General features: G+C 67.1%; 23 protein-coding genes and 1 pseudogene. 18 read left to right on the plus strand and 6 right to left on the minus strand.

The genetic code is table 11. The annotated features are described in order from the left end of the window. Nucleotides 1–127, plus strand: a pseudogene (locus B0E41_RS26560) (IS630 family transposase); the annotation flags it as partial. On the opposite strand, the gene B0E41_RS10615 reads toward B0E41_RS26560, so the two are convergent. Further along, nucleotides 124–348: a hypothetical protein gene (locus tag B0E41_RS10615; RefSeq protein WP_143433779.1), complete on the minus strand. Its 225-nt coding sequence runs from the start codon at nt 346–348 to the stop codon at nt 124–126. The pseudogene B0E41_RS26560 and the gene B0E41_RS10615 sit on opposite strands and share 4 nt — an antisense overlap. A gap of 91 nt (nt 349–439) precedes the next feature. After that, nucleotides 440–919: a zinc ribbon domain-containing protein gene (locus B0E41_RS10620; protein WP_143433780.1), complete on the minus strand. Its 480-nt coding sequence runs from the start codon at nt 917–919 to the stop codon at nt 440–442. A gap of 214 nt (nt 920–1,133) precedes the next feature. Between B0E41_RS10620 and B0E41_RS10625 the strand changes: the two genes are divergently transcribed. The 3 genes from B0E41_RS10625 to B0E41_RS10635 all read left to right on the plus strand — a co-directional run bounded on the left by B0E41_RS10625 (nt 1,134) and on the right by B0E41_RS10635 (nt 4,924). Then, nucleotides 1,134–1,451 carry a helix-turn-helix transcriptional regulator gene (locus tag B0E41_RS10625; RefSeq protein ID WP_077331072.1) on the plus strand — a complete coding sequence of 106 codons (318 nt, stop codon included), beginning with the start codon at nt 1,134–1,136 and terminating at the stop codon, nt 1,449–1,451. 4 nt (nt 1,452–1,455) lie between these two features. Next, nucleotides 1,456–2,814 (plus strand): HipA domain-containing protein, encoded by a 1,359-nt coding sequence (locus B0E41_RS10630; protein WP_171984731.1) that lies wholly within the window; start codon nt 1,456–1,458, stop codon nt 2,812–2,814. A gap of 1,483 nt (nt 2,815–4,297) precedes the next feature. Then, a complete protein-coding gene (locus tag B0E41_RS10635; protein WP_077331076.1) occupies nt 4,298–4,924 on the plus strand; it encodes a class I SAM-dependent methyltransferase in 627 nt (208 codons plus the stop codon). 736 nt (nt 4,925–5,660) lie between these two features. Here the strand turns inward: B0E41_RS10635 and B0E41_RS27110 are convergent. Together B0E41_RS27110 and B0E41_RS10640 are read right to left on the minus strand one after the other, a co-directional pair. Continuing rightward, nucleotides 5,661–5,813 (minus strand): hypothetical protein, encoded by a 153-nt coding sequence (locus B0E41_RS27110; RefSeq protein ID WP_171984732.1) that lies wholly within the window; start codon nt 5,811–5,813, stop codon nt 5,661–5,663. A gap of 56 nt (nt 5,814–5,869) precedes the next feature. Then, nucleotides 5,870–6,928, minus strand: a complete 1,059-nt coding sequence (locus B0E41_RS10640; protein WP_077331078.1) for an adenosine deaminase — start codon at nt 6,926–6,928, stop codon at nt 5,870–5,872. A gap of 129 nt (nt 6,929–7,057) precedes the next feature. Between B0E41_RS10640 and B0E41_RS10645 the strand changes: the two genes are divergently transcribed. The 9 genes from B0E41_RS10645 to B0E41_RS10685 all read left to right on the plus strand — a co-directional run bounded on the left by B0E41_RS10645 (nt 7,058) and on the right by B0E41_RS10685 (nt 17,160). Further along, the gene (locus B0E41_RS10645; RefSeq protein ID WP_077331079.1) at nt 7,058–8,077 is read left to right on the plus strand and encodes a BMP family ABC transporter substrate-binding protein; all 1,020 of its coding nucleotides are present in this window, start codon (nt 7,058–7,060) and stop codon (nt 8,075–8,077) included. A gap of 99 nt (nt 8,078–8,176) precedes the next feature. Next, complete coding sequence (locus B0E41_RS10650) at nt 8,177–9,709, plus strand: ABC transporter ATP-binding protein (protein ID WP_077331082.1); 1,533 nt, start codon at nt 8,177–8,179, stop codon at nt 9,707–9,709. Beyond that, complete coding sequence (locus tag B0E41_RS10655; protein ID WP_077331083.1) at nt 9,706–10,833, plus strand: ABC transporter permease; 1,128 nt, start codon at nt 9,706–9,708, stop codon at nt 10,831–10,833. The genes B0E41_RS10650 and B0E41_RS10655 overlap by 4 nt, the downstream gene beginning before the upstream one ends. After that, nucleotides 10,833–11,810 (plus strand): ABC transporter permease, encoded by a 978-nt coding sequence (locus B0E41_RS10660; RefSeq protein WP_077331084.1) that lies wholly within the window; start codon nt 10,833–10,835, stop codon nt 11,808–11,810. Before B0E41_RS10655 ends, B0E41_RS10660 begins: the two co-directional genes overlap by 1 nt. Continuing rightward, nucleotides 11,794–12,213, plus strand: a complete 420-nt coding sequence (locus tag B0E41_RS10665) for a cytidine deaminase (RefSeq protein ID WP_077331085.1) — start codon at nt 11,794–11,796, stop codon at nt 12,211–12,213. Before B0E41_RS10660 ends, B0E41_RS10665 begins: the two co-directional genes overlap by 17 nt. A 146-nt stretch (nt 12,214–12,359) precedes the next feature. Beyond that, complete coding sequence (locus B0E41_RS10670) at nt 12,360–13,178, plus strand: purine-nucleoside phosphorylase (RefSeq protein WP_077331086.1); 819 nt, start codon at nt 12,360–12,362, stop codon at nt 13,176–13,178. A 3-nt stretch (nt 13,179–13,181) separates the two neighbouring features. Further along, a complete protein-coding gene (gene deoC, locus B0E41_RS10675) occupies nt 13,182–13,967 on the plus strand; it encodes a deoxyribose-phosphate aldolase (protein ID WP_077331087.1) in 786 nt (261 codons plus the stop codon). 35 nt (nt 13,968–14,002) lie between these two features. Then, nucleotides 14,003–15,814: a 5'-nucleotidase C-terminal domain-containing protein gene (locus tag B0E41_RS10680; protein ID WP_077331089.1), complete on the plus strand. Its 1,812-nt coding sequence runs from the start codon at nt 14,003–14,005 to the stop codon at nt 15,812–15,814. Nucleotides 15,815–15,825: 11 nt separating this feature from the next. Further along, nucleotides 15,826–17,160: a thymidine phosphorylase gene (locus tag B0E41_RS10685; RefSeq protein WP_077331091.1), complete on the plus strand. Its 1,335-nt coding sequence runs from the start codon at nt 15,826–15,828 to the stop codon at nt 17,158–17,160. Nucleotides 17,161–17,463: 303 nt separating this feature from the next. On the opposite strand, the gene B0E41_RS10690 is transcribed toward B0E41_RS10685, so the two are convergent. Next, complete coding sequence (locus tag B0E41_RS10690; RefSeq protein ID WP_077331093.1) at nt 17,464–18,075, minus strand: HD domain-containing protein; 612 nt, start codon at nt 18,073–18,075, stop codon at nt 17,464–17,466. Between the two features lie 299 nt (nt 18,076–18,374). Between B0E41_RS10690 and atpE the strand changes: the two genes are divergently transcribed. Continuing rightward, entirely contained in the window at nt 18,375–18,617 is a 243-nt protein-coding gene (atpE, locus tag B0E41_RS10695) for a F0F1 ATP synthase subunit C (protein ID WP_077331095.1), read from the plus strand. Then, nucleotides 18,614–19,168 carry a hypothetical protein gene (locus B0E41_RS10700; RefSeq protein ID WP_077331097.1) on the plus strand — a complete coding sequence of 185 codons (555 nt, stop codon included), beginning with the start codon at nt 18,614–18,616 and terminating at the stop codon, nt 19,166–19,168. Before atpE ends, B0E41_RS10700 begins: the two co-directional genes overlap by 4 nt. Before the next feature lie 332 nt (nt 19,169–19,500). Here B0E41_RS10700 and B0E41_RS10705 read toward each other — a convergent pair whose 3' ends face one another. Then, complete coding sequence (locus B0E41_RS10705) at nt 19,501–20,253, minus strand: IclR family transcriptional regulator C-terminal domain-containing protein (protein WP_077331098.1); 753 nt, start codon at nt 20,251–20,253, stop codon at nt 19,501–19,503. Nucleotides 20,254–20,512: 259 nt separating this feature from the next. Here B0E41_RS10705 and B0E41_RS10710 point away from each other — a divergent pair, with 259 nt between their 5' ends. From B0E41_RS10710 to B0E41_RS10720, 3 genes are all read left to right on the plus strand, one after another. Next, on the plus strand, nt 20,513–22,084 hold the full coding sequence (locus B0E41_RS10710) for an acetolactate synthase large subunit (protein WP_077331100.1): 1,572 nt from the start codon (nt 20,513–20,515) through the stop codon (nt 22,082–22,084). 71 nt (nt 22,085–22,155) lie between these two features. Next, nucleotides 22,156–22,950, plus strand: a complete 795-nt coding sequence (locus tag B0E41_RS10715; protein WP_077331101.1) for an SDR family oxidoreductase — start codon at nt 22,156–22,158, stop codon at nt 22,948–22,950. Between the two features lie 23 nt (nt 22,951–22,973). After that, nucleotides 22,974–24,011 (plus strand): sialidase family protein, encoded by a 1,038-nt coding sequence (locus tag B0E41_RS10720; protein WP_077331102.1) that lies wholly within the window; start codon nt 22,974–22,976, stop codon nt 24,009–24,011. The last annotated feature ends 4 nt before the right edge of the window (nt 24,012–24,015 follow it).

The following is a 24,015-nucleotide window of genomic DNA, read 5'->3' on the forward strand; positions in this document are numbered from 1 at the left end:
ACGCATCGACCACTTCGTCACCGCTCACAACGAAAACTGCCAGCCGTGCAGGTGGACCGCCACTGCCGATTCCATCCTTGAAAAGCTGCATCGACTTTGTTCACGTATCAGCGGGACAGGACACTAGGGCAATGGCAGGGCCTGCATCAGGCTCGTGGCCGTCACATCTGCAGGGTGCTCTCCAGCTTCGATGGACTGGGTGATATCCGGTGCTAGCAAGGCCAGATGCAGCAAGTGGGTGACGTAACCCGGGCTGACGTTCTCCTCCTTGGCGATGTCTCCAATGCCTTGGCCCAGTCGAGTCAGGCGCTCCAGCCAGTCGCGTGACTTGTTGATCAACTGGATCAATGTCTGATCGGGTTCTGGCGCACGGACCGCACCCGCTCCTCTGATGATCAGCCGAACGGCCATCCCGCAGCGTTTGCGTTGTGCGGCCACTTCAAACTGTGCTGTCTCGGGACCAGTTCCTGCCTTGACCATGGCACAGCCGACCAGGTCGACTGTGACCCGGACTGCACTGGAGCCGACTTCCACCGAGTCGATGCAGCGCCCCAGGTGTCTGTTCCTGGTCGCTCTTGGCCAGAGCTTGGGCCACCTTCTGCCCCGCCGCAATGACCTCTTCGGCGGCTTTGGCGTTGCTCCAGCCCATCGCATCCACCACCTGCTTGGGGTCAAATGCCCAGTTCATCACCGCCTTGATCACCAGCTGTTCAATTTCGTGGGCCGGCAACCGGAGTGGGTCACAAGGAGAGTCTGCCGGCGTGACGTAGTAGCGGTAGCGCTTGTTCCCCTTGCGCGCATGAGAAGGGATCAGCCGCCGGCCCGTTTCATCAAAGAGCTTGCCACTGAGCTGACTCGGATTCGCCGCATGGGACTGGCTCTTGTGACCGCTGCGTTGGGCCTCCAGCTTCGCTTGCACGGCATCCCACAAAACGCCAACTCGGAACTTGGGCGCCCTGGCGTTTTATTTTCAGGCGATGGTCAGTCGCATGCGTGCTCGCCAAGTTCAGATCTTTCATTCAAATAAGAGCGCCTATCGAATTCGAGTGCTCCGTTTTGCGCTCTGTGGACTTTCAGAGAAGAAGCATGCGGGAGTTCACTCCGAGCCGTCGTGACGCTCAATATCAGCAGCCATGACGAAACAAGTTTCCCCGTCCTCCGCGCGCGCGCTCAAGCGCCTGGGCTTCCACATTTCACTGTCCAGGCGCCGACGACGCTGGAGCCAGAAAGACATGGCGGAACAGATCGGCGCTTCGGTGAGCACCGTGCGACGCCTGGAGGCGGGGGACCCGGGTATCGCCTTGCAGCATCTGGTCAGCGTGTTGTCCGCGTTTGGCGAGCTGGATCAGCTCAATACCTTGCTCGACACCCGTCGAGACGCCGTATGCCTACTGCTGCAAGACGGGGAACTGCCTGGGCGCATCCGGGCCCGTTCATCAAATGTGCGCTGAAGCTATGAACGCATCGACCAGCGCCCAACAGAACTCGGCACGATCCGTCTCATCCGTCGCCTTCGGTCCGCGAACGGAGCATCTCCTGGACATCATGTTGGGAAATGCCGAGCTGCCCGTGGGCGTGCTGCACCATTTCAGAGATGGGCCCACCGAGTGCTCGCAGTTCACCTTGGATCGCCGCTGGCTGAACCATGCTCGACATTTCAAACTGTCCCCAGATCTGCGCCAACACGGCCTGGGCCAGTGGCGCAAGGCCCTGGGTGGAGGGGGAACCCCGTTCTTTGCGGCACTGGCGGACACACAACCCGATGGGTTCGCACGGTCGGTCCTTGATCCGGCACTGGGCGATTTATTCATCCCAAGCCATCAGATGGCGGAACTTGAGTCCAGCGCGCTGATGTCCCTGTGCGCGGTTCACGACCTCTGCCGGCTCGGTGCGCTGCGCATCCGTCCCAGGAATGCTGAATGGATGTCCTCCAGGAAGCTCATCGATCTGCCGACCCATGTGGATCTGAATGCGATGCTCGAAGCCACCTCAGCCTTTGAACGAGGCCATGCCGATCAGCGGCAGCGCCAACTCCTGCTCAGCAGCGCCACCGCACTGGGGGGATCCCGGCCCAAAATTTGTTTTGTGCAAGAAGACAAAACACTGGCCGTGGCCAGGTTCCCCAGCGTGTTCGATGAGTATCCCGTCACCAAAGCCGAAGCGCTCGGATCCATGCTGGCCAAGGCAGCAGGCATCGACGTGGTGGAAGTGCAGCTCATAACCCACCGCCATGGTTCGGCGCTGATCGTCCAGCGATTGGATCGAGGGGAGGAGGGTGGTCGTTTGGCTTACCTGTCCGCCAGGAGCCTGTTGCTCGCGGAAGAGGGCGATGAGGTGAGCTGCCTGGAACTGCTGAACGGCATGCGCAAATGCTGCAAAGATTTCGACGCAGATGCGCGCCAGCTCTGGCGCCGCTTGATGTTCAGACTCTTGATCAACAACGTTGATGCAAGGCTCCACAAGATCGGATTTCTGTACAGCAGCCAGGATCGCTGGCGATTGGCGCCGGCGATCAACCTGACACCGTCGCTGAAACCCAGGCGACCTTCAACCGCACCCCAGATCACAGAACTGGGTCCCAAGTGCGACGTGGACACCTTGCTCGGGCTGTCTGCCGCGTTTGCACTTCCCCGTACCGAGGCGCTCGGCGTCCTGGCCACCCTGGTCGACGAGATCGGTCGCTGGAGGACGGTGGCATCACAGTTCGCCGTGGGCATGAAGCCAGCTGAAATGGATTTGCTGGAAGGTGCCATGAACAACCAGCACATGCAGCAGGCCCTGGCGATGGTGAGTACCTTCCGTGCAAAGCCCTGAACAGGGCGAGGTGGACCGCAGCTCTGTATAAGTTATGGACGAACCATCGCGGGGCCATGCGTTCGCATCTGACGCGTTGACGAACTTGAACGTTCAGATCTGAGCCATCCACCGCGTCCGCCATCTACAGTGGATCTGTTGGAAGGGGCGATGAACAACCCGTATGTTCGGCAGCCTCGTGAGAGGAGGGGGCTGTCGGGCATGACCGCTGAACCGGGAAGCCCTGCATGGGTATACCCATAACCATAATGTGAATCCCACTCAGGGCCATCGTTGGACCATCCGGTGTCTTGCTGATGTGCATGACACGCAGTTTTCTTTGAGCGCGGCTTTTGCACAGCTGAGCCGTGGGGGCCTTGAGGGAGCGGCATGGCAACCGGAAGGGCGCGGAAGGGCGGGATCGAACACCCCGGTGCTCAAGCGACCTTGTTAATCCGCATGAACCCCTCGCCAAGGCCCCTGTTCGGGGCTTGGGGCGATCATCACGGCAGCGTCAGGGGTCGCGCCGGCCTGGGGCGCATCAGGGCGCCCAAAAGGCCCGGTTCCCGCCTGTCCTTGGCCTTCCGCATGGCTGATGCATCTGTGCCGGGGGCTTGAGGGATGCTCCGTATAACCATTGCCGCAAAAATGTTGAGGCGAGCGGGCCAGCCAAGAGATTCACCAAGCAGGCCAAGTGCCCCCGCAGCGTGTGCCCGTTCACCATGACCACCAAGGGGCGTGTGGCAGGGGAGAGCGCCGATCAGACAGGGGGGCTTGCAGGGTCAGAGGCCCGAAACCCCCTTTTTTTGCGCCGGCGGGCGCGCGTTCTTTCTTTTAATGCTGTAACGCACTCACGCCGTGCAGTGTGCGGAATTTTCCGGAGCGCGAAAAGCCCAGAAAACGGACCTTCGGTAGACGGGTTTTGAGGTAATACAGGTTTGCAGCGGACTGCGTCCACCGCCAGTAAGACAAGGCTCCCACGCAAGTGGGAGCCTTTTGTCTTTCTGGGTCCAGTGTTTTCGCGGGTTGGCGGGCGGTGGCCGATGCTCTGTGGATTCTCTCAAGGCGCCGTTTATGGCCGATGCAGCGGGCCATTCTCTAAAGCCGGTTTTTGGCAGTGAGGCTTTTGGCCAAGCTTCAGGCCAATTCAATCAGCGCGGGCCTTTGATCAGCATGCTGCCTTGTGATCTCACCAGACCCATGGCAGGTAAGGGTGACCAGACGTTGTTGAGGTGGGGTAGGGCAGTGCGGTTCGCAGCGGGAGCGTGATTCCGCCGGCGAGCTCCGAAGCGGCCTGTCAGCGCGGTTTTGTGGCCTCGCCACTCATACATGACAAGTGACGGCGATTTCGCGGTTCGAGAGCGCATCCTGTAGTGCCCTGAACTCGATGGGAGACTATCTTGGGTGTCCCGTGTCTGGATGCAGCACATCGATGCGACAACCGGAGAAAGGCCGCCGCGTCCGGTGTTCCTGATCAAGAAGGTGCCGTATGAAATGATGCTGCATGCCATTGAGTTCCGAAGACCTCCAACAAATCGCCGCGCGCACCCTGGCGCACTACGAACAGCACGCCCAAAGCTACTGGGAGGGCACACGCGATCACGACGTCAGCCAGAACATCGCGGCGCTGCTGAAACACATACCCGGACCACCGCCCTTTGACCTGCTGGATTTCGGCTGTGGTCCCGGGCGCGACCTGCATACCTTCAAAGCGCTGGGCCACCGCGCCGTGGGCCTGGAGGGTGCGCCCAGCGCGGCGGCGCTCGCGCGCGTCCACAGCGGCTGCGAGGTGCTGGAGCAGAGCTTCCTGCAGCTCGAACTGCCGGAGCAGCGCTACGACGGTGTTTTTGCAAATGCCGTGCTGTTCCATGTGCCCTCTCAGGTGCTGTCGCAGGTGCTGCAACAACTGCGGGCCTGTCTTCGGCCGGGCGGCGTGCTGTTCAGCTCCAACCCGCGCGGCGATGGCCAAGAAGGCTGGAACGGTGAGCGCTACGGCGCATTTCACGACTGGCCAACCTGGCGTGCCTTGATGACCGCCGCCGGCTTCGATGAGTTGGAGCACTTCTACCGTCCGACAGGTCTACCGATCGAGCAACAGCCATGGCTGGCGAGCGTGTGGCGCAAGCGCTGAGCCCTGGCTCCAAGGCACTGCGCATCTGCTGGTCTGCGCATGTGCAGCCTATGACTGTTCTACGCTTGATTGGGCTCGGCAGTCGGATGCCCGGGGTGAGTCGGCACGCGATAGTTGTGGTCCACGATACTGGATCCTTCGATCCGGTGAATGACCAGTGACCGCTGCCGGGCTTGACAGCGCTAGCAGACTCGGCCAGAAACTGAATGGCCGCAGTCGAGGTCAGCTCCGAAGCGTGTGCAGTCGGTGGGTACTGCCAGGCGTGCTCACGCTGACTGCCACGAAGCGGCTGTTGGGTTCGACGACCGGCGCTGACCCGAATGGCGGCTATACGATGTGCTGCGGTCAATAGGGCTACAGCGACCAGGCTGGCGCCAGGCCACCGACCGCGGCCGCTGCGCCGTCGGCCACCGGTATCGACGCGCGCATGCTCCTCCGCGCAGTTGAAGGCGCGCATCGTATCGAACGCCGCTTCTTTCTTCTCTGCGGACAGGTCGTCTATACCCTCGGCCTGCCGGCCGCCGCGCCAGTTGGCCAACGGTTTGCCGGTGGCGTCCAGCGCCACGATCTGCCCACGCAGACCCAGGCGCTGATCAGAGGCCTCCAGCAAGGCCAATGCGGTGCGGCGGTATGCGTTCCAAGCAAGGTAGAGGGTCGGACCGCTGCGCTTGAGGCCATAACGCGTCAATTCCTGCAGCAGCAATTCGGTATGGCTGCCGGGCTTCAGGACTCCGCCTTAGAGCAGGCGCCTGTCACACACGTAGGCCACGCGGGCAATCTCGGCCAGCGCCAGTTGCAAGGGCGTCTGAAGCAGACCCAGCGCGCCCAGGTCCTCACTGTCCAAGACCGACAGCGCGATGGCGCAACCGGACGAGGCGCCGTCAGGCATCTTGGGGGCACCTCCTGAATGTGGCGGTCATTCTCGGGTGCCGGTGGGTCCGCCGTCTACCGTGGCGGCGCGGCCTGAGACAGGGCGGCTAGCGCTGCCACCCGCTGCGCTGCCGGCAGAAAGGCGTGCTGCGCCGCCTGCTGTGCCATGGCCATCAGATCGGCGGCAGTCAGGGGTGTGTGGCGCAGCAGCTGCGCCGCTTCCTGGCTGTGGCCGATGCGGCTGATCAGTCGGTTGTCCGTGTGGTAACTCAGCGAGAGGCCGGCGCGCCAGAGGTCGGTGATCGGGTGGGTGGCGATGCTGCGGGCCGCGCCGGTGTGCACATTGCTGGTGGCGCACACCTCCAGGTGCAGACCACGCTCGATGGCTTCGTCCAGCAAGTGGCGGCGCCCAGTATCGCGCAGCGCGTCCACCAGGTGGATGCCGTGACCGATGCGCGTGGCGCCCAAGCGCGCGGCTTCCAGCACCCTTTCCGCCCCATCGGCCTCCCCCGCGTGCAGGGTGATGCCCAGGCCGGCATCGCGCACCAGCGCCAGCGCCTGGGCATGCTCGCCGGGGGGGTGCCCGCGTTCGGCGCCGGCCAGGTCGAAGCCGACCACACCCTGGCCTTGGTAGCGCACCGCCAGTCGGGCGGCGCGCAGGGTTTCCGAAGGCGACAGGTGCCGCATCGCGCAGACGATCAGGCCCGAGCGCTGGTTCAGGGGCAGGGCAGGGCTGTCGGCCAGGCCTTGCAGCAGCGCTTCCACGGCGGCTTCGCCGTTGATGCCATGGGCTTCAAACAACAGCGGCGCGATGCGGAACTCGGCCAGCACGGCGCCATCTGCCGCAGCGTCTTCGGCGGCTTCAAATGCCACGCGACGCATCGCCCGGGTGCTGGCCATGGCCGCCACGGTGAGGGCAAAACCCTCCAGGTACTTCTCCAGGCTACCGGCGTGCGCGTTGTCGTCGAACCAGCGGGCCAGCGCGGCCTCACCTTCCGCAGGGGGCTGCAGACCGCGGTCCTGCAGCAGCTCGCGCAGCGTGTTCAGGCGCAAGCCGCCGTCCAGATGTTCGTGCAGCAGCACCTTGGGCAGGGCGTGGGCTGTGGCCTCTGGGGCGTCGTCGTGCGGCTTCATGACGCCATCGTACGGTTTCAGGCAGGTGTTCCAAACGAGGGCGACTGCGGATAGGTGTCTGGCGCAAGTCTTGCTATTCTCTCTCGCACCCAACAGCGATCTTGCTGGGCAACTCACCGGAGGTTCACCATGCCATTGTTCCGCTCGTTCGTTTCCGCCCTTTCGCCAGCCCGCTCGATCGCCCTTTCCCCGGCGCTGCTGGTCGCCACCTTGACCCTGGCCGCGGCCGGAGTGACCCGTGCCGAACCCGCTGTCATCTTCGACATGGGCGGCAAGTTCGACAAGAGCTTCAACCAGGCCGGCTACGACGGCGCCGAGCGCTGGAAGAAAGAGAGCGGCAAGGCCTACCTGGAGTTTGAAATCTCCAACCCCGCACAGCGCGAGCAGGCCATGCGCCGCATGGCCGAGCGCGGGGCCGACCCGATCGTGGGCATTGGCTTCAGCCAGGGCGGTGCGGTCGAGAAGACGGCCAAGGAGTTTCCCAAGCTGAAGTTCGCCATCATCGACAGCGTGGTCAGCCTGCCCAACGTGCAGAGCATCGTGTTCGCGGAACACGAAGGCAGCTTTCTGGTGGGCATGATGGCCGCCATGGTCAGCAAAAGCGGCAAGGTCGGCTTCATCGGCGGCATGGACATTCCGCTGATCCGCAAGTTCCAGTGCGGCTATGAGCAGGGCGCCAAGTACGCCAACCCCAAGGTCCAGTTCATCGGCAACATGACCGGCACCACCCCCGCCGCCTGGGGCGACCCGGCGCGCGGCGCCGAACTGGCCAAGGCGCAGTTCGCCAGCGGTGTGGACGTGGTGTTTGCCGCTGCCGGCGGCACCGGCACCGGGGTCTACCAGGCCGCCAAGGACGCCGGCAAGCTGGCCATCGGCGTGGACAGCAACCAGAACCACCTGCACCCCGGCACCATGCTCACCAGTATGGTCAAGCGGGTCGATGTGGCGGTCTACAGCGCGTTCAAGGGCATCACCCCCGGCGTCACAGCGCTGGGCCTCAAGGATGGCGGCGTGGACTACGCCATGGACGAGCACAACGCCAAGCTGGTGACGGCCGACATGAAGAAAAAGGTGGACGCCGCCAAGGCCGACATCATCAGCGGCAAGATCAAGGTGGTCGATTACATGACCGCCAACAAGTGCCTCTGAGGCGTTGACTTCTGTCCGCAACGCTGATTCGTGCATGAGCGCCGCACGGCCGTCCCGAAGGCGCTCAGCCCTGCAGTGCGCAGCACGGAGGGTCTTCCAGTGACCACAGCCCCGGCCGTGGCCATGCACCACATTGAAAAGCGCTTCGGCGCGGTGCACGCCAACCGTGACGTGGCGCTGACCGTGGCGGCGGGCACGGTGCACGGCATCGTGGGCGAAAACGGGGCCGGCAAGAGCACGCTCATGTCCATCCTGTACGGCTTTTATGAAGCCGACAGTGGGCAGATAGAGATCGAAGGACAACCGGCCCGCATCCAGGGCTCAGCGCAGGCGATTGCGCTGGGCATCGGCATGGTCCACCAGCACTTCATGCTGGTGGACACCCTCTCGGCGCTGGACAACGTGATGCTGGGCGCCGAGCCCGGCTGGCGGCTCAACCAGGCGCGCGCCCAGGCGCGTCAGCGACTGCAGACGCTCATGCAGGACGCCGGCCTGCAGGTGCAGCTGGACGCACTGGTGCAGGACCTGCCGGTTGGCGAACGCCAGCGGCTGGAGATATTGAAGGCGCTGTACCGGGGCGCACGCATCCTGATCCTGGACGAGCCTACCGCCGTGCTCACCCCGCAGGAGACCGAGCAGCTGTTCGTCACCCTGCGCGGGCTGCGCGAACGGGGCACCACCATTCTGCTGATCACGCACAAGCTCAAGGAAATCATGGCGCTGTGCGATGCCGTCACCGTGATGCGCGCGGGCCAGGTGGTGCTGGACACGCCGATTGCAGAGACCAGCCTGGACGGGCTGGCCATGGCCATGGTGGGCCGCCGCGTGAACCTGGGGCGCGCGGCTGGGGCCGGGTCGGCGCAGGCCGGGCCGGGGCCGGTGCTGATGAGTGCGCGCGGGCTGTGCGCCACCGACAGCCTGGGCGTGCAGCGCCTGCAAGACGTGAGCCTGGAGTTGCGGGCCGGCGAGATCGTGGGCATCGCCGGTGTGTCGGGTAACGGGCAGAGCGAGCTGCTGGATGTGCTCTCGGGCCTGCTCGCGCCCGCGCAGGGTGAACTGCAGGTGGGCCAGCGGCGCTTCACACCGGCACGTTGGATGTCCACCCGGCAGGCGCGCAAACTGGGCGTGGCCCATGTGCCCGAAGACCGGCACCGGTGCGGCCTGGTGCTGCCCTTTGGCGCTTGGGAATCGGCCGTGCTGGGCTACCAGGACCGGCCCCGCTACAACATCCTGGGCTGGATGCGCCAGGCCCACATGCGCCAGGACACCGCCAGCATGATGGAGCGCTACGACGTTCGCCCCCGCAACCCGGCGCTGCGCAGCAGCAAGTTCAGCGGCGGCAACCAGCAGAAGCTGGTGCTGGCGCGCGAGGCGGCCCCGGCGCCTAAGGTGCTGCTGGTGGGTCAGCCCACGCGCGGCGTGGACATCGGCGCCATCGAGTTCATCCACGGCCGCCTGCGCGCCATGCGCGACGCGGGCGGCGCCATTCTGCTGGTGTCGTCCGAGCTGGACGAAATCCTGGCGCTGGCCGACCGCGTGGTGGTGATGAACGCCGGCCGCGTCGCGGGCGAGCTGGCCATTGAAGATTGTTCCGAGCAGGCGTTGGGTCGCCTCATGGGAGGTGCCCATTGAGCCACCCGACCGAACTGCCGCGCTGGATGGACGTGGCCCTGCTGCCCGCGGTCAACCTGGCCATTGCGCTGCTGGTGGCGGGCGGGGTGGTGATGCTGGTGGGCTTCGAGCCGGGGCAGGTCATGTCGCTGCTGGTCAAGGGCGCGTTCGGCTCGAAGATCGGCATCAGCTACACGCTGTACTACGCCACCACCTTTGTCTTCACCGGCCTGGCAGTGGCGGTGGCGTTTCACGGCGGGCTGTTCAACATCGGAGGCGAAGGCCAGGCCATGATGGGCGGGCTGGGCGCGGGCCTGGTGGCGCTGGCATTCGGGCCGCACCTGCCGGCCTGGCTGATGCTGCCGCTGGTGGTGCTGGGCGCGGCGCTGTTCGGCATGGTCTGGGGTGCCATTCCGGGCGCGCTGCAGGCCTGGCGCGGCAGCCACACTGTCATTACCACCATCATGTTCAACTTCATCGCCGCAGCGCTGCTGAGCTACCTGCTGGTCAACCCGCTGCGCGAGCCGGGCAACATGTCGCCCGAAACCGCCCTGTTTGCCGACAGCGCGCGCGTGCCGCGCATGCACGAGGCGCTGGCCTGGCTGGGCATCGAATGGCCGAACACGCCGCTGAACCTGAGCCTGCTGCTGGCCGCCGCTGCCGTGCTTTGCGCCTGGCTGGCGCTGTGGAAAACGCGCGGCGGCTACGCGCTGCGGGCAGTGGGCTTTGCGCCCGACGCGGCGCAGTACGCCGGCATCCGGCCGCGCTGGCTGATTTTCGCTTCCATGGCGGCTTCGGGCGCGCTGGCCGGGCTGGTGGGCGTGAACGAGATCGCCGGTGTGCACGGCCGATTGCTGTTCGACTTTGTCGCCGGCGCCGGCTTTGCCGGCATCGCCGTCAGCCTGATCGGGCGCAACCACCCGCTGGGCATCGTGCTGGCGGCGCTGCTGTTCGGCGCGCTGTACCAGGGCGGCTCTGAAATCTCGTTTGAAGTGTCCGGCTTCAGCCGCGACACGGTGTTCATGCTGCAGGGCCTGATCGTTCTGTTCTCGGGCGCCATGGCGCAGTTGGCGGCGCCCGCGCTGCTGCGGCTGTGGCGTGCCGCAGGGGGTGGCCGGTCCCTTGACGCGAAAGCGGGGCCGTGATGGACGAGCTGATGGTGGGCAGCATTGTGGCCAGCACCTTGCGCGTGAGCGTGCCGTTGATCCTGTGCGCCCTGGCCGGTGTGCTGTGCGAGCGCTCGGGCGTGATCGACCTGGGCCTGGAAGGCAAGATGCTCGCCACCGCCTTTGCCACCGCCGCGGTGGGAGTGACCTCCGGTTCCCTGCCGCTGGCGCTGCTGGCTGCGCTGGCCGTGGGGCTGGCGCTGTCCATGCTGCACGGCTACGCCTGCGTCAGCCAGCGCGGCGACCACGTGGTGCTGGGCATGGCCATCACCATGACCGCCGCTGGCATGACCGTGGTGCTGGGCATCGCCTGGTTCGGCCAGGGTGGCCACACACCGCCCGTGCCCGCTGGCGTGCGGCTCGACCCTTGGTTCACCGGCGCGGGCGAGGCGGTGGCGCAACTGCCCTGGGTGGGCAAGGCACTGTCGCTGGCCCTGTTCGGCCACAACGCCATGGTCTACCTCACGCTGCTGCTGGTGGTGGCCGTGTGGTGGCTGCTGTTTCGCACGCGCTTTGGCCTGCGCTTGCGCGCCACCGGCGAGAACCCCGCCATGGTGGACGCCGCCGGGGTGTCGGTGAAGGTGTTGCGCTACCAGGCGCTGGCCCTCAACGGTGTGCTGGCGTCGCTGGCCGGCGCCTACCTGGTGCTGGCGATGAGCCCCAGCTTCATTCCGAACATGACGGCCGGGCGCGGCTACATGGCGCTGGCGGCCATGATCTTTGGCAAGTGGCGCCCGGTGGGGGCGCTGTGGGCCTGCCTGCTGTTCGGCTTTCTCGATGCGGTGGGCATCCGGCTGCAGGGCGTGGCGCTGGCTGATGCGCTGGGTGGCGGCGCGGTGCCGGTGCAGGCCATCCAGGCGCTGCCGTACGTGATGACCGTGGTGCTGCTGGCGGGATTCATCGGCAAGGCGGTGGCACCGCAGGCTTTGGGGAGGCCCTATGTCAAGGAACGTTGAAGACCCGCGCGACGCACTGATCGCGGCGGCGCGCGCGGTGCGCGAACGCGCCCACGCGCCGTACTCGCGGTTTGCCGTGGGCGCTGCGGTGCTGGACGAACAGGGCCGCATCCACGCGGGCTGCAACGTCGAGAATGCGGCCTACCCGCAGGGGTGGTGCGCCGAGGCCTCGGCCCTGGCCGTCATGGTGGCCGCAGGCGGCCAGCGCGTGCGGGCGGTGGCCGTGGTTGGCGTGGCCGAGCAGCCGGTCACGCCCTGCGGCGGCTGCCGGCAGAAGCTGCGCGAATTCGCGGCCGGCGACTGCACGATCTGGGTGGCCGATCTGTCGGTGCTGCGCGCCACCTTCACGCTGGATGAACTGCTGCCGCAGAGCTTCGGCCCCGAGCACTTGAGGCTGCCATGAGCGCAGCGCAGGGCCGCTCCCAAGCCAGCTCGCACCGGAGCCCGCAGGGTGAGGGTGCTTCAGATAGCCCCCACGCTCCACCGCTGCGCGGGTCGTTGCCCCCCGGGGGACCTGATCCGGCTTGGGGCGGCCCGGCGCCGGATCCAGTGAACGATGCGGTCGCCGCCAGCGCTACCACGCTGCGCCAGCGCCTGGATGGGCGAGCGCCCAAAGTGGCGGTGCTGCTGGGCTCGGGCTGGGGGCCGCTGGCGCAGCAGGTGCAGGACGCGGTGGATGTGCCCTATGCGGACTTGCCGGCCTTCCCGTCGCTGGGCCAGGGCGTGGGTGGCCACGTCGGCCTGCTTAGGGCCGGCCGCCTGGGCGCGGTCGACGTGGTGGTGCTCGCCGGTCGCCAGCATGCCTATGAAACGGGCCAGCCCGACGGCATGAAGGGCGCCATCCGCACGCTGGCGGCCGTTGGCGTACAGGTGCTGGTGCAGACCAACGCCGCCGGCAGTCTGGCGCCCGAGCTGCGGCCGGGCGAGCTGATGCTGATGAGCGACCACCTCAACGTGGTGCAGCGCTCGCCGCTGGTGGGCGAAACCGGCGATCACCGCTTCGTGGACATGTCCAATGCTTACTGCCTGCGCCTGCGCGCGCAGGCGCAGGCCGCCGCGCAGGCCGCCGGCACACCGCTGTGCGAAGGCGTGTACGCCTGGGTGCTGGGCCCGCAGTTCGAGACCCCGGCCGAAATCCGCATGCTGCGCGCCCTGGGCGCGCAGGCCGTGGGCATGAGCACCGTGCCCGAGACCATCGTGGCGCGCCACGCCGGTCTGCGCGTGCTGGCGCTGAGCCTCATCACCAACATGGCCGCCGGCCTGTCCACCGAAACCCTCAGCCATGCGCACACCCTGGCCACCGCCCATGCGGCCAGCGAACGCGCGGTCCGCACCCTGGCCGCCGTGCTGCAGGCGCTGGAGATCTGACCCATGAACCCGACCACGCCCACCCCCGACCACTTGAACACGGCGCGCCAGGCCCTGGCCTGTCTGGACCTCACCAGCCTCGCTGACGGTCACGACCAGGCCGGCGGCGAGCGCGACGTCGAACAGCTGTGTGCGCGCGCCGACGGGCGCTTTGGCCGCACCGCCGCCGTCTGCGTCTGGCCACGCCTGGCGGGCCTGGCGCGCTCCCTGCTGCCGCCGGCCATCCGCGTGGCCGCCGTGGCCAACTTCCCCGACGGCAGCAGCGACATCGCACGCGCCGTGCGCGAGGCCGCCGCCATCGCCAGCGCCGGGGCGCAGGAGGTGGATGTGGTCATTCCCTACCACGACCTGGGGGCGGCGCCCGCGCTGCTGGCGGCGGTGCGGCGCGAGTGCGAGGGCCTCACGCTCAAGGTGATCCTGGAAACCGGCGAGCTGGCCGACAACGCGCTCATCAACCGGGCCGCGCAGATCGCGCTCGACGCCGGCGCCGACTTCCTGAAAACCAGCACCGGCAAACGCCCGGTCAGCGCCACGCCGGCGTCGGCCCGGCTGCTGCTGCAGACCATTGCTGCCGCCAGCCCGGCGCAGCGCGCGCACGTGGGCTTCAAGCCGGCCGGGGGCATCCGCACCGTGACCGATGCAGCCGTCTACTTGGCGCTCACGGCCGAGTGGCTGGGGCCTGATGCCGTGACGCCAGCGCGCTTTCGCATCGGCGCCAGCGGCCTGCTCGACGACATTGAGGCCGTGCTCGCGGGCGCGCCGCGCCCGGCGGCCGGCAGCGCCTACTGAACCCGTCCACACCCCCCACAGGAAGGAGCCCAGCCATGCGCAACCCTCATCGCTTGCTGCAACGTGCCCTGATGCTCGCCGGCGCCGCCGCGCTGCTGGCCGCTTGCGCAGGGCCGGGCAGCACATCCGCGCCCACCGGCGAGCCGGTCCTGCTGCGGCTGATTGCCTTCAACGACCTGCACGGCAACCTCGAATCCACCGGCCTCACATTGCCCTGGCCCGATCCGGCTCAGCCCGGCAAGGCCATCCGGCTGGCGGCTGGCGGCGCGGCCCACCTCTCGGGGACGATCCAGGCGTTGCGCGCGGGCGCGCCGCACAGCCTGGTCATCAGCAGCGGTGACGCCATCGGCGCCACGCCGCTGATCTCCGCGCTGTTCCTGCACGAGAGCACGGTCGACGTGATGAACCGCATCGGCGTGGACCTGGCGATTCCCGGCAACCACGAATTCGACGCTGGCAAAGACGAGCTGCTGCGCGTCATGGGCGGTGGCTGCCGCCCCAACAAGCCCGACGCGTTGACGCAGTCCTGCCCGCTGGGCGAGTCGGGCGATTCCCGGCACCCGGGCGCCCGCTTCCCGCACTTTGTGGCCAACGTGGTCATGGCGGATGGCAAGACGCTGTTCCCGCCCTCGGTGGTCAAAACGGTGGCGGGCGTGCGCGTCGGCTTCATCGGTGCGGTCACTCGGGTCACACCCAGCATCGTGGTGCCCTCGGGCGTGGCGGGTTTGACGTTCACCGACGAGGCCGACGCCATCAACGCCGAAGCCGCGCGCCTGAAAGCGCAGGGCATCCAGGCGCTGGTGGCCGTCATTCACGAAGGCGGCGACACCGGCACGCCTGGCCTGCCGCTGGAATGGAACGACGCCGCCTGCCCCAACCCGCGCGGCGCCATCTTCGACATCGCCAAGCGCCTCTCGCCCGACATCGACGTCATCTTCTCGGCCCACACCCACCAGGGCTACCGCTGCGTGGTGGACGGTCGCCCCATCATGCAGGCCACCGCGCTGGGCCGCGGCGTCAGCGTGGCCGACCTGGTGATCGACCCGCGCAGCGGCGACGTCGACCGCGCCCGCACCACGCACCGCAACCTGCCGGTGTTCAACGAGCGCAGCGATGCGCCGCTGCGTGCCGCCATCACCGCAGCCGAACCCGAGCCTTTTGCCAGCACGCTGCGCGCGGCCAAGCCCGACGCCGCCGTGGCCGAGCGCGTGGCCGCCTACGCACAGGTCGCTGCGCCACGCGCTGCGCGACCGGTGGGTGTCATCGGCGGCGCCTTCGAGCGCGTGGCCAAGAGCGACGCCAGCGCCGGGCGGCTGGTGGCCGACGCGCAATGGCGCGCCACCCGCGACCCCGCCCTGGGCGGCGCGCAGTTTGCGCTCATGAACCCCGGTGGCGTGCGCACCGACCTGCGTTGTGCCCGAGACGCCGCGCCGCCCTGTGCCGTCACTTTTGGCGAGGTGTTCACCATGCAGCCCTTTGGCAACAGCCTGGTGGTGATGACCCTCACCGGCGCCCAGCTCAGGCAGATGCTCGAAGACCAGCAGCGCCCCGGGCGCCCAGCGCCGGTGCTGCTCATTCCCTCGTCCTCCCTCACCTACCGCTGGGTGGCCAGGGCCGACCACGGCCAGCGCGTGCAAGACCTGCGGCTGGCCGGTGCGCCCATTGACCCGGCCGCGGAGGTCCGCTTCACCGTCAACAGCTTCCTGGCCGACGGCGGCGACGGCTTCGTGATGCTGCGCGAAGGCCGCCAGCGGCTGGGCGGCGAGCTCGACATCGACGCCCTGATCGCGCACTTGAAAAGCAGCCCCAGCCCCGACCCGGTGCCGCGCATCACCTGGGTCGATTGAGGCAGGGACCTATGGACATCAGCGCCGCCACCGTCATCGCCGCCAAACGCGACGGCGCGGCGCTGTCGGCGGCTCAGTTGCAGCACTTCGCGCAGGGGCTGGTCGACGGCAGCTGGGCCGACAGCCAGGTCGCGGCGCTGGCCATGGCCATCGTGCTGCGCGGCATGAACACCGACGAAACCGTGGTCCTGACCTCGGCCATGACGCATTCGGGCGAGGTGCTGCAATGGGGCGGCGCGGGCCTGCACGGCCCGGTGCTCGACAAACACTCCACCGGCGGCGTGGGCGACAAAGTCAGCCTCATGCTCGCGCCCACCGTGGCCGCCTGCGGCGGTGTGGTGCCCATGATCAGCGGGCGCGGCCTGGGCCACACCGGCGGCACGCTCGACAAGCTCGAAGCCCTGCCCGGCTACCGCTGCAACGTCGACCACGCCAGCTTGCTGGCCGCGCTGCGCAGCGCGGGCTGCGCCATCGTCGGCGCCAGTGCCCAGGTGGCCCCGGCGGACCGCCGCCTCTATGCGATTCGCGATGTGACTGCCACGGTCGAAAGCGTGCCCCTGATCACCGCCAGCATCCTCAGCAAGAAACTCGCGGCCGGCCTGCAGGGCCTGGTGTTGGACGTGAAGGTCGGCAGCGGCGCCTTCATGGCCAGCTTGCCAGAGGCGCAGACGCTGGCGCAAAGCCTGGTCGCCGTGGCCAACGGCGCCGGCCTGTCCGCGCGCGCCCTTATCACCGACATGAACCAGGTGCTGGGCCACAGCACCGGCAACGCGCTGGAGGTGCAGGAAGCGCTGGACTTCCTCACCGGCCGACGGCAGGAGCCCCGGCTGCTTTCGCTCACGCTGGACCTCGCTGCCCAGCTGCTGCACATGGGCGGCCTCGTGCCCACGCCTGCGCAGGGCCGGCAGCTGGCGCAGCGCGCGCTGGACACTGGCGCCGCAGCCGAACGCTTCGCCCGCATGGTCACCGCGCTCGGCGGCCCGCCCGACGTGTTGCGCGATGCGCAGCTGCCCACCGCGCCGGTGCAGCGGCCCGTGCCCGCGCCGCGCGATGGTGTGCTCAGCCGCACGAACGTGCGCGCGCTCGGCCAGTGCGTGGTGCAACTCGGCGGCGGCCGCAGCCGCCCCGGCGATGCGGTGGACTCGCGCGTGGGCCTGAGCGCCGTGCTGCCACTGCACACGCCGGTGCAGGCCGGTCAGCCGGTGGCCATCGTGCACGCGGCCAGCGAGGCGTCCGCGGAACAGGCCTGCCGCGACGTGCTGGCGGCCTGCGGCTGGGTGGAGCTTGGGGGCGAAGACGCCGCTGCGATCTCGGCCAACCCGGTGCTGCAGCGTCTGGGCGACTGACCGGGCGCAGAGCGCATGAACACCCCGGCCACCCGCACCCGCCACCTGCGCATCACCGGCCGCATGCAAGCGCAGCGCTGCGCGGGAAGCTCGAGGTGCAAGAAGTCCTGCTCCAGAACCTCGCAGCTGCTATGAATGTGCGCCAGCGCCGCCGCGCTGGGCGCGCCCTCCAAGCCCACGGCGTGGTGGCCCAGCGCCTTGAAGGTGTGCAGGGCGCGCCCGGGCCCGCAGCCGACATCCAGCAGGTCAAAGGGCAGCTCGGGCTTACGGCGCTTGCCGTAGCGGGTCCGGTTGAACGAGGTGTTAGGCATCGCTCGCGACTGACCGCTCGCCGCCTTGCGCTGCAAAGTGGTCGCGGACCCACTGCTCACAGACAGTCCATAGAGTTGGCGATCCATGCGCGATGGTTGGGCCATAGCGCTGAAGAACCTGTTCGAGCGTGACCCCGCTTTCAGTCCAGGTGCCGCCGGATGTACTGATATTGGCGAGAAGGGGCTGCACCCTATCAAGGGCTTTGGCGAACCTTGCGTCGTCAGACTCTCCAAGTTCGAACTCTCGCCAAAGTGCCAACAAGTCGGTGCCCGGTTCGCCTGGAATCATGCCAAAGAGGCGCGCTGCAGCACTTGCTTCTAGGGCGGACTGTGCTGCGCTTGAAGAGACGGAATGGATTGGCGTGTCTCCCACGTCGACTTCAACAATGTCGTGTATCAGGAGCATCTTGATCACGCGTGTCAGGTTGACTGGTCTAGCAGCATGCTCGTGAAGGAGCAGGGCGTACATGGCTAGGTGCCAGGAGTGCTCCGCGCTGTTCTCCTTGCGACTACGGTCAAGGAGCGGCGACTGGCGAATCACGGACTTTAGTCGGTCGATCTCGCGAAGAAATGCGAACTGCTGATTCAGGGCATTGTGAGACATGAGAGGAAGCAGCGTGGATTGCGATGCCTAACGAGGTTCTAAAAAGACGTCCGAGGCCACGCTTTTACTCCGATTCGAGGTGTCCTGCCCCTTTGCCGAGACCGCAATCGTTCAATACAGCGCGTACTGAGAGGTCGATTTTCCAGAGCAGTCATGGCAGCAGTCACGCTTTCAGTTCTTTTACAGCCCACACCTGGGGGAATTGGGATGGCCCTCGCCAGCGGCATGACCTGCGAGATCATGGATTTCCCGTCGCTGCTCCGCCACAGTGAAACCATCGCAACAGAAAGGAGCTTCACATGGCAGACCTCAGCAGCCTTCCCCTCGCCGTCGGTCACATGATCGGCCTCGGCGCCCTCGGTTCCTGCATCGGCATCGGCATCATGGCCAGCAAGTACCTGGAGGCCTCGGCGCGGCAGCCCGAAATGATGGAAGCCATGCAACCCAAGGTCTTCCTGCTCGCGGGCCTGCTGGACGGGGCCTTCATCATCTCGGTGGCGCTGGGCGTGTGGTTCGCCCTGGCCGCGCCGTTCGCCGGATGAAGACCCTGCCGGGCACACCGACACGGCGCGTTCTGGTGGCAGGCGCGGGCGGCGCCCTGTTGCATGCGCTGCGCACCTGCGAACCGCATGCCGAGTTCACGGTACTCACGACGCGCCGTTTCGGGGGGATGCCACGCCAGGCGCGCTGGGCCTTGGTGGCGCCGGGCAACGCATGGACCGCTTCGCTGCCGCTCGCAGACCACGCGGTGGTCCAGCTCGGGGCGCTGCGGCGCGCACGCGAAGCGGTGTTCTGGCGCCCGTCGCGCGCCGAGCTCGTGCCCCTGGCAGCGGCCTTGCGCGAGCGGGGTGTGCGCACGCTGGAGGTGTTGCTGGCCGATGGCTCGGCGCTGAGCGCGGTCGAGCACCAGCGGCTTCACACCCTCGGATTCGACCAGGTGACGGAACGTCGACCGGGGACCGCGCCCAGCCGCTCGGCCGGCCCCTGGCCCGAGCGGTTGGCCGCCTGGATGATCGGCACCGTGCTCGCCACGATGCGGCAGGTGGTGGGCTCCAGGCAGTACCGCCCGACATCACAGGTCCCCCGGCGCTGATCGTCAGTCATCGGTGCGCCCGCCACGAGGACGGCGTCGGCACCGCTGCCGGGACGTATCTTGAACGGTACCCGGCAAGCCGCGTCAACGCGCTAACTGGGGGTGTCGCGCCAGCAGCTCCTCCCATTGCTGCGGACTGCGTCCACCGCCAGTAAGACAAGGCTCCCACGCAAGTGGGGCCCTTTTGTCTTTCGGAATCCCGTGTTTTCGCGGGTTGGCGGCCGGTTGCGCTTGATCAACTTAAATTGCTGCGCCTCGGCCCGGATTCAGCCACCTAAGAATTTGTACCTTGAACTCGCAAGGCAGGCAGTCCAATCGTCTCTCAAGTTGTTTCAATGGGAGGGCTGTTCCATCGCGATCCGTGTCGTGATGGCCGATGCGGCATCGGTGATCAGTCTGACCAGGTAGTCCTGTGTGAAAGCGCTGAAGCGCTCGTTGCTGCCCACCAGCGTGACCGCACCCAGGATGCGTGACTTCTCATCAAAGATGGGCGCGGCCAGGCCGGTCTTGCCCGGATCCAGTTCACCCGCGCTGACGCAATAGCCCTGTTTCCGGATGGTCAGCATGGCCTTGGAAAAATCCTTCCAGGTCGGCCCCAGCCGCTGCAGGTCCGGCTCAGCAGCGTTGGTCTCGTAGACGCGTTTGAGCTGTCTGGGCAACAGATACGCCAGGATCACCTTGGACGTGGCGCTGCGGAACAGGGCCATGGGGCGACCCCGGCCGAAGTTCAGGGCTTCGGTTTCGCTGCCGTGCTTCTGCAGGATGTTGATCACGGTGGAGCTGTACAGCTCGCTGATGAGCGCGTGCATGCCGGTTTGCGCGACCAGGTCGTCCACCAGATCGCGGCTGCAGGTGATCAATGGGTCGTACTCGGTCATGTGGCGGTCGAGTTCGATCACCCGCGGACCCACCGCATAGCCCCTGGGCAGTCGAACCAGCAGGCCCACGTCGCTCAGCTCTCGCACGTACCGATAGGCACTGGCCTGCGCATAGCCCAGTTGCGAGCAGATGGTCTCGATGTCGATCACGGGCTGCCCGGGTTTGAACAGATTCAGGATGTCGAGCATGCGGCGGAGGCTGTTCATGGTGGGCGGGTCTGGGGCTGAGAGGGCACGACATCGAAGGCCTCGTGCAACAGCGGATGGAAGGGATGCGGGTGGTGCAAAGGTTACCCGACCCGCGTCGGCATTCTCGCGGGAAGCGGGTCGCCCGGCGACCGTCCGGGGTTTTGTGTCCCCGTCCTGCGCGTATACATCATTACATCTAAAAGATAAATGGGCATCACATAGACATCTGATCGTTGTCAACATTTGCTTATTTATCGTAATTTGATAAAGTAGCAACATGACAAATGACAAAGACATGACCGGTGCGGATGCACTACTCGCCGCCCTCGCCGACGAAGGCGTGCTCGTCTGCTTCGCCAACCCCGGCACCACGGAGCTGGATCTGGTGCGCTCGCTGGAGCGAGAAAACCGGATGCGCTGCGTGGTGGGGTTGCAAGAAAACGTGTGCACCGGCGGCGCCGATGGCTACGGCCGCATGACGGGCCGGCCCGCCGCGACCCTGCTGCACCTGGGCCCCGGTTTTGCCAACGGCATCGCCAACCTGCACAACGCCCGGCGTGCCCACACGCCCATCGTCAACCTCATTGGCGACCACACCAGCTGGCACCTGCCCTTTGATGCGCCGCTGACCTCCGACATCGAATCGCTGGCGCGTCCGGTGTCGGGATGGGTGCACCGCATCGCCGCCGTGGAGCAGAGCGATGCCGCGGGCCGCGAAGCGGTGAAGCAGAGCCTGGCCCGCGGTGGCCAGGGCGCCACCCTGATCTTTCCCGCCGACCACCAGGCCCACACGGGCGGCGAGCAGGTGGCCCTGGTGCAGCCGGCCGCCGTGGCCGCCGCCAGCACCCCGGTCGCGTTCGACACCGCTGCCGCCGTGCAGCGGTTGAAGGCCGCGCACAAGATCGTCTTCCTGATGGGCGGTGGTGGCGAGCAAAGCGGCCTGGGCGTGCGTGCGCAAAAGGCCGTGCAGCGCCTCTGCGCCGCCCTGGGTGCCACGGCCTACGCCGAGACCTTCCCGTCGCGCTCGGAGCGCGGCCAGGGGCTGCCCGCGTTTGACCGCCTGCCTTACTTCCCGGAGCCCGCCCGCGAGGTGCTGGACCCGTCCGATCTGGTGGTGCTGGTGGGCGCCTTGCCGCCGGTGACCTACTTCGGCTACGAAGGCCATCCCAGCCTGCTGGTGCCGGCCGAGCGTTTGCTGACGCTGGCGGCGGTGGGCGACGACGCCGCCACACGCCTGGAGACCATCGCTGAGATGCTGGGCGCGGCCGAGGTGGCGCCACCCCCGGCGGTGCTGAACCCACCCGAAGAAGGGCCGCTCACGCCCGCGCGCATCGCGCTGGCCCTGGCCAATCAGCTGCCCGAGCGCGCCATCGTCTCGGTGGAAGGCGGCACCTGCGGCTACCCGTTCTATGCGGTGTCGGCGGCCGCACGTCCCCACACCACGCTCACCAACACCGGCGGTGCCATCGGCCAGGGCCTGCCCGTGGCCATGGGCGCGGCCATTGCCTGCCCGGACCGCAAGGTGGTGGCGCTGCTGTCGGACGGCAGCACGCAATACACGATCCAGACCCTGTGGTCGCTGGCGCACGAAGAGCTGGACGTGGTGGTGCTGATCGCCGCGAACCACCAGTACGCGATCTTGCGCAACGAGCTGCGCCGCGGTGGCGCCGAGCTGGGCCAGCGTGCTGCCCAGATCACCAGCCTCGACAAACCCCGCATCGACTGGGTGACCCTGGCCCAGTCCTACGGCGTGGCCGGTGGGCGCGCCAGCACCAGCAGCGAACTCACGGCCTTGCTGCAGCAGGCGTTTTCGAAGCGCGGCCCGATGTTGATCGAGATGGCGTTGTAGCGCGGCCGATCACTTGAAGCACTCGAGGTCGGCCAGAAGCCGGCCTTTCCCAAACCCCTGAAGGAGACGCTGTGGATCTGAATCTCAAAGGCAAGGTCGCTGTGGTGACCGGTGGCAGTCTCGGCATCGGCCGGGCTGTGACAGAAGCGCTGGCCCGCGAAGGCGTGCGTGTGGCCATCGTGGCCCGCAGCAAAGGCCCGCTGGAAGAAGCGGCGCGCGAAATCTCGGCCGCCACCGGCGTCGAGATCCTGGCCGCCCCGGCCGACGTGAGCCAGACCGACCAGGTGCAGGCCATGATGGACATGGTGGCCAGCCACTTCGGCCGCATCGACATCCTGGTCAACGGCGCTGCGCACCCGGGCGGTCTGGTGCGCTCGGAGATCGAGAACGCCGACCCCGAGGGCCTGCTCGAAGACATCAACATCAAGGTGGTGGGCTACATGCGCTGCGCCAAGGCGGCCGCCGCCCACATGAAGAAGAACGGCTTCGGCCGGATCATCAACATCGGTGGCCTCACCGGCCGCGGCAGCAAACAGCTCTCGGGCATGCGCAATGTGGCGATCTGCCACCTGACCAAGACCCTCTCTGACCAGTTGGGCCCGTCGGGCATCACCGTCAACGTCGTGCACCCCGGTGTCGTCGAGACCCCGCACATCCATGAGCTTTATGCCAAGGAAGCCAAGCTGCAAGGCCTGACCGCCGAGCAGGTGGAAGCCAACTACGCCAAGGTCACGCCGATCCGCCGCGTGCTGCAACCCAACGAGATCGCCGACGCGATCCTCTTCCTCGCCTCCGAGCGCGCGGCCGCCATCACCGGCGAGTCCATCGCGGTGGATGGCGGCATCACGCGCGGCATCTTCATCTGACACCAACACACAGGAACTGCAACATGAACGGAACCATTCTGGTGGGCACGGCTGGCCAGGGCATTCTGCGCAGCGTGGACGACGGCGCCACCTGGCACCGCCTGGGCTTGAAAGAGGCGATTGAATTTGACGGTGTGGTGCGCAGCCTGGCGGTGGACCCTTCCGATCCTTCGCGCGTGCTGGCAGGGGCCGACGCCGGCATGTGCCTCAGTCTGAACGGTGGCGCGCACTTCAAGCGGGTCGATTCCCCCATGAACCAGCAGACGGTCTGGGCCATCGCGTTCGACCCGAGCAATCCCAAGATGGTCTACGCCGGCACCGGTGCGCCGTCGCGGGCCCGCATGTACCGCTCGAAGGATGGCGGTCTGTCGTGGGACCAGTTGGCCATTGAACTGCCCGAGTTCTGCCAGGGCGTGAACCGCCCGCGCATCCTGACCATCTGCGTCAACCCGGTGCGCAGCGGCGAGGTGTGGTTCGGTGTGGAAGAGGGCGGTGCATGGCGCAGCCCGGACAGTGGCGACACCTGGCAGCGTGTCGACAGCCCCGACAGCACCATCAATAACTCCGACATCCACGCCATCGCGGTGCTGCCGCCGGTGGACGGCCAGCCACAGAAGAACCTGGTGCTGACGGTGAACTCGGTCTACACCAGCACCGACGACGGCCAGACCTGGTCGGGCCAGGCCTCGAAGGAGCGCTTTGACGGCATGTACTACACGCGCACCGTGCAGGTGGTGGACGCCGCCGGCAGCACCCTGCTGCTGGCCATCGGCGACGGCACGCCCGGCATGCGCACCCGCATCTACCGCTCCGAAGACCGCGGCGAGACATGGGCGCCTACGCTGCTGCACACCGCGCCGAACTCGACCGTGTGGGCCTTCGGCGCCCACGCGTCCGACCCCGCGCTGCTGTTCGCCGGCACCAAATACGGCCACCTGCTGCGCTCAATGGACGGCGGCAAGAGCTGGTTCAAGGAGTGGCGCGACTTCAGCGAGATCACCTCGGTCGCCTGGACGCCGTTTGTGGCGCCGGTGAAAGCCCACCCCCAATCCATCAACTGAGGGG

This window comes from Hydrogenophaga sp. A37 (genome assembly GCF_002001205.1).
Lineage (GTDB): Bacteria > Pseudomonadota > Gammaproteobacteria > Burkholderiales > Burkholderiaceae_C > Hydrogenophaga.

Excerpts from the sequence above, each read along its gene's own strand:
- B0E41_RS10685 (WP_077331091.1), top strand. The coding sequence starts at position 15,826 with ATGGACATCAGCGCCGCCACCGTCATCGCCGCCAAACGCGACGGCGCG.
- B0E41_RS10640 (WP_077331078.1), bottom strand. The coding sequence starts at position 6,928 with ATGAAGCCGCACGACGACGCCCCAGAGGCCACAGCCCACGCCCTGCCC.
- B0E41_RS10690 (WP_077331093.1), bottom strand. The coding sequence starts at position 18,075 with ATGTCTCACAATGCCCTGAATCAGCAGTTCGCATTTCTTCGCGAGATC.
- atpE (WP_077331095.1), top strand. The coding sequence starts at position 18,375 with ATGGCAGACCTCAGCAGCCTTCCCCTCGCCGTCGGTCACATGATCGGC.
- B0E41_RS10625 (WP_077331072.1), top strand. The coding sequence starts at position 1,134 with ATGACGAAACAAGTTTCCCCGTCCTCCGCGCGCGCGCTCAAGCGCCTG.
- B0E41_RS10645 (WP_077331079.1), top strand. The coding sequence starts at position 7,058 with ATGCCATTGTTCCGCTCGTTCGTTTCCGCCCTTTCGCCAGCCCGCTCG.
- B0E41_RS10705 (WP_077331098.1), bottom strand. The coding sequence starts at position 20,253 with ATGAACAGCCTCCGCCGCATGCTCGACATCCTGAATCTGTTCAAACCC.
- deoC (WP_077331087.1), top strand. The coding sequence starts at position 13,182 with ATGAACCCGACCACGCCCACCCCCGACCACTTGAACACGGCGCGCCAG.
- B0E41_RS10680 (WP_077331089.1), top strand. The coding sequence starts at position 14,003 with ATGCGCAACCCTCATCGCTTGCTGCAACGTGCCCTGATGCTCGCCGGC.
- B0E41_RS10635 (WP_077331076.1), top strand. The coding sequence starts at position 4,298 with ATGCCATTGAGTTCCGAAGACCTCCAACAAATCGCCGCGCGCACCCTG.
- B0E41_RS10660 (WP_077331084.1), top strand. The coding sequence starts at position 10,833 with ATGGACGAGCTGATGGTGGGCAGCATTGTGGCCAGCACCTTGCGCGTG.
- B0E41_RS10700 (WP_077331097.1), top strand. The coding sequence starts at position 18,614 with ATGAAGACCCTGCCGGGCACACCGACACGGCGCGTTCTGGTGGCAGGC.
- B0E41_RS10720 (WP_077331102.1), top strand. The coding sequence starts at position 22,974 with ATGAACGGAACCATTCTGGTGGGCACGGCTGGCCAGGGCATTCTGCGC.
- B0E41_RS10630 (WP_171984731.1), top strand. The coding sequence starts at position 1,456 with ATGAACGCATCGACCAGCGCCCAACAGAACTCGGCACGATCCGTCTCA.
- B0E41_RS27110 (WP_171984732.1), bottom strand. The coding sequence starts at position 5,813 with ATGCCTGACGGCGCCTCGTCCGGTTGCGCCATCGCGCTGTCGGTCTTG.
- B0E41_RS10710 (WP_077331100.1), top strand. The coding sequence starts at position 20,513 with ATGACAAATGACAAAGACATGACCGGTGCGGATGCACTACTCGCCGCC.
- B0E41_RS10665 (WP_077331085.1), top strand. The coding sequence starts at position 11,794 with ATGTCAAGGAACGTTGAAGACCCGCGCGACGCACTGATCGCGGCGGCG.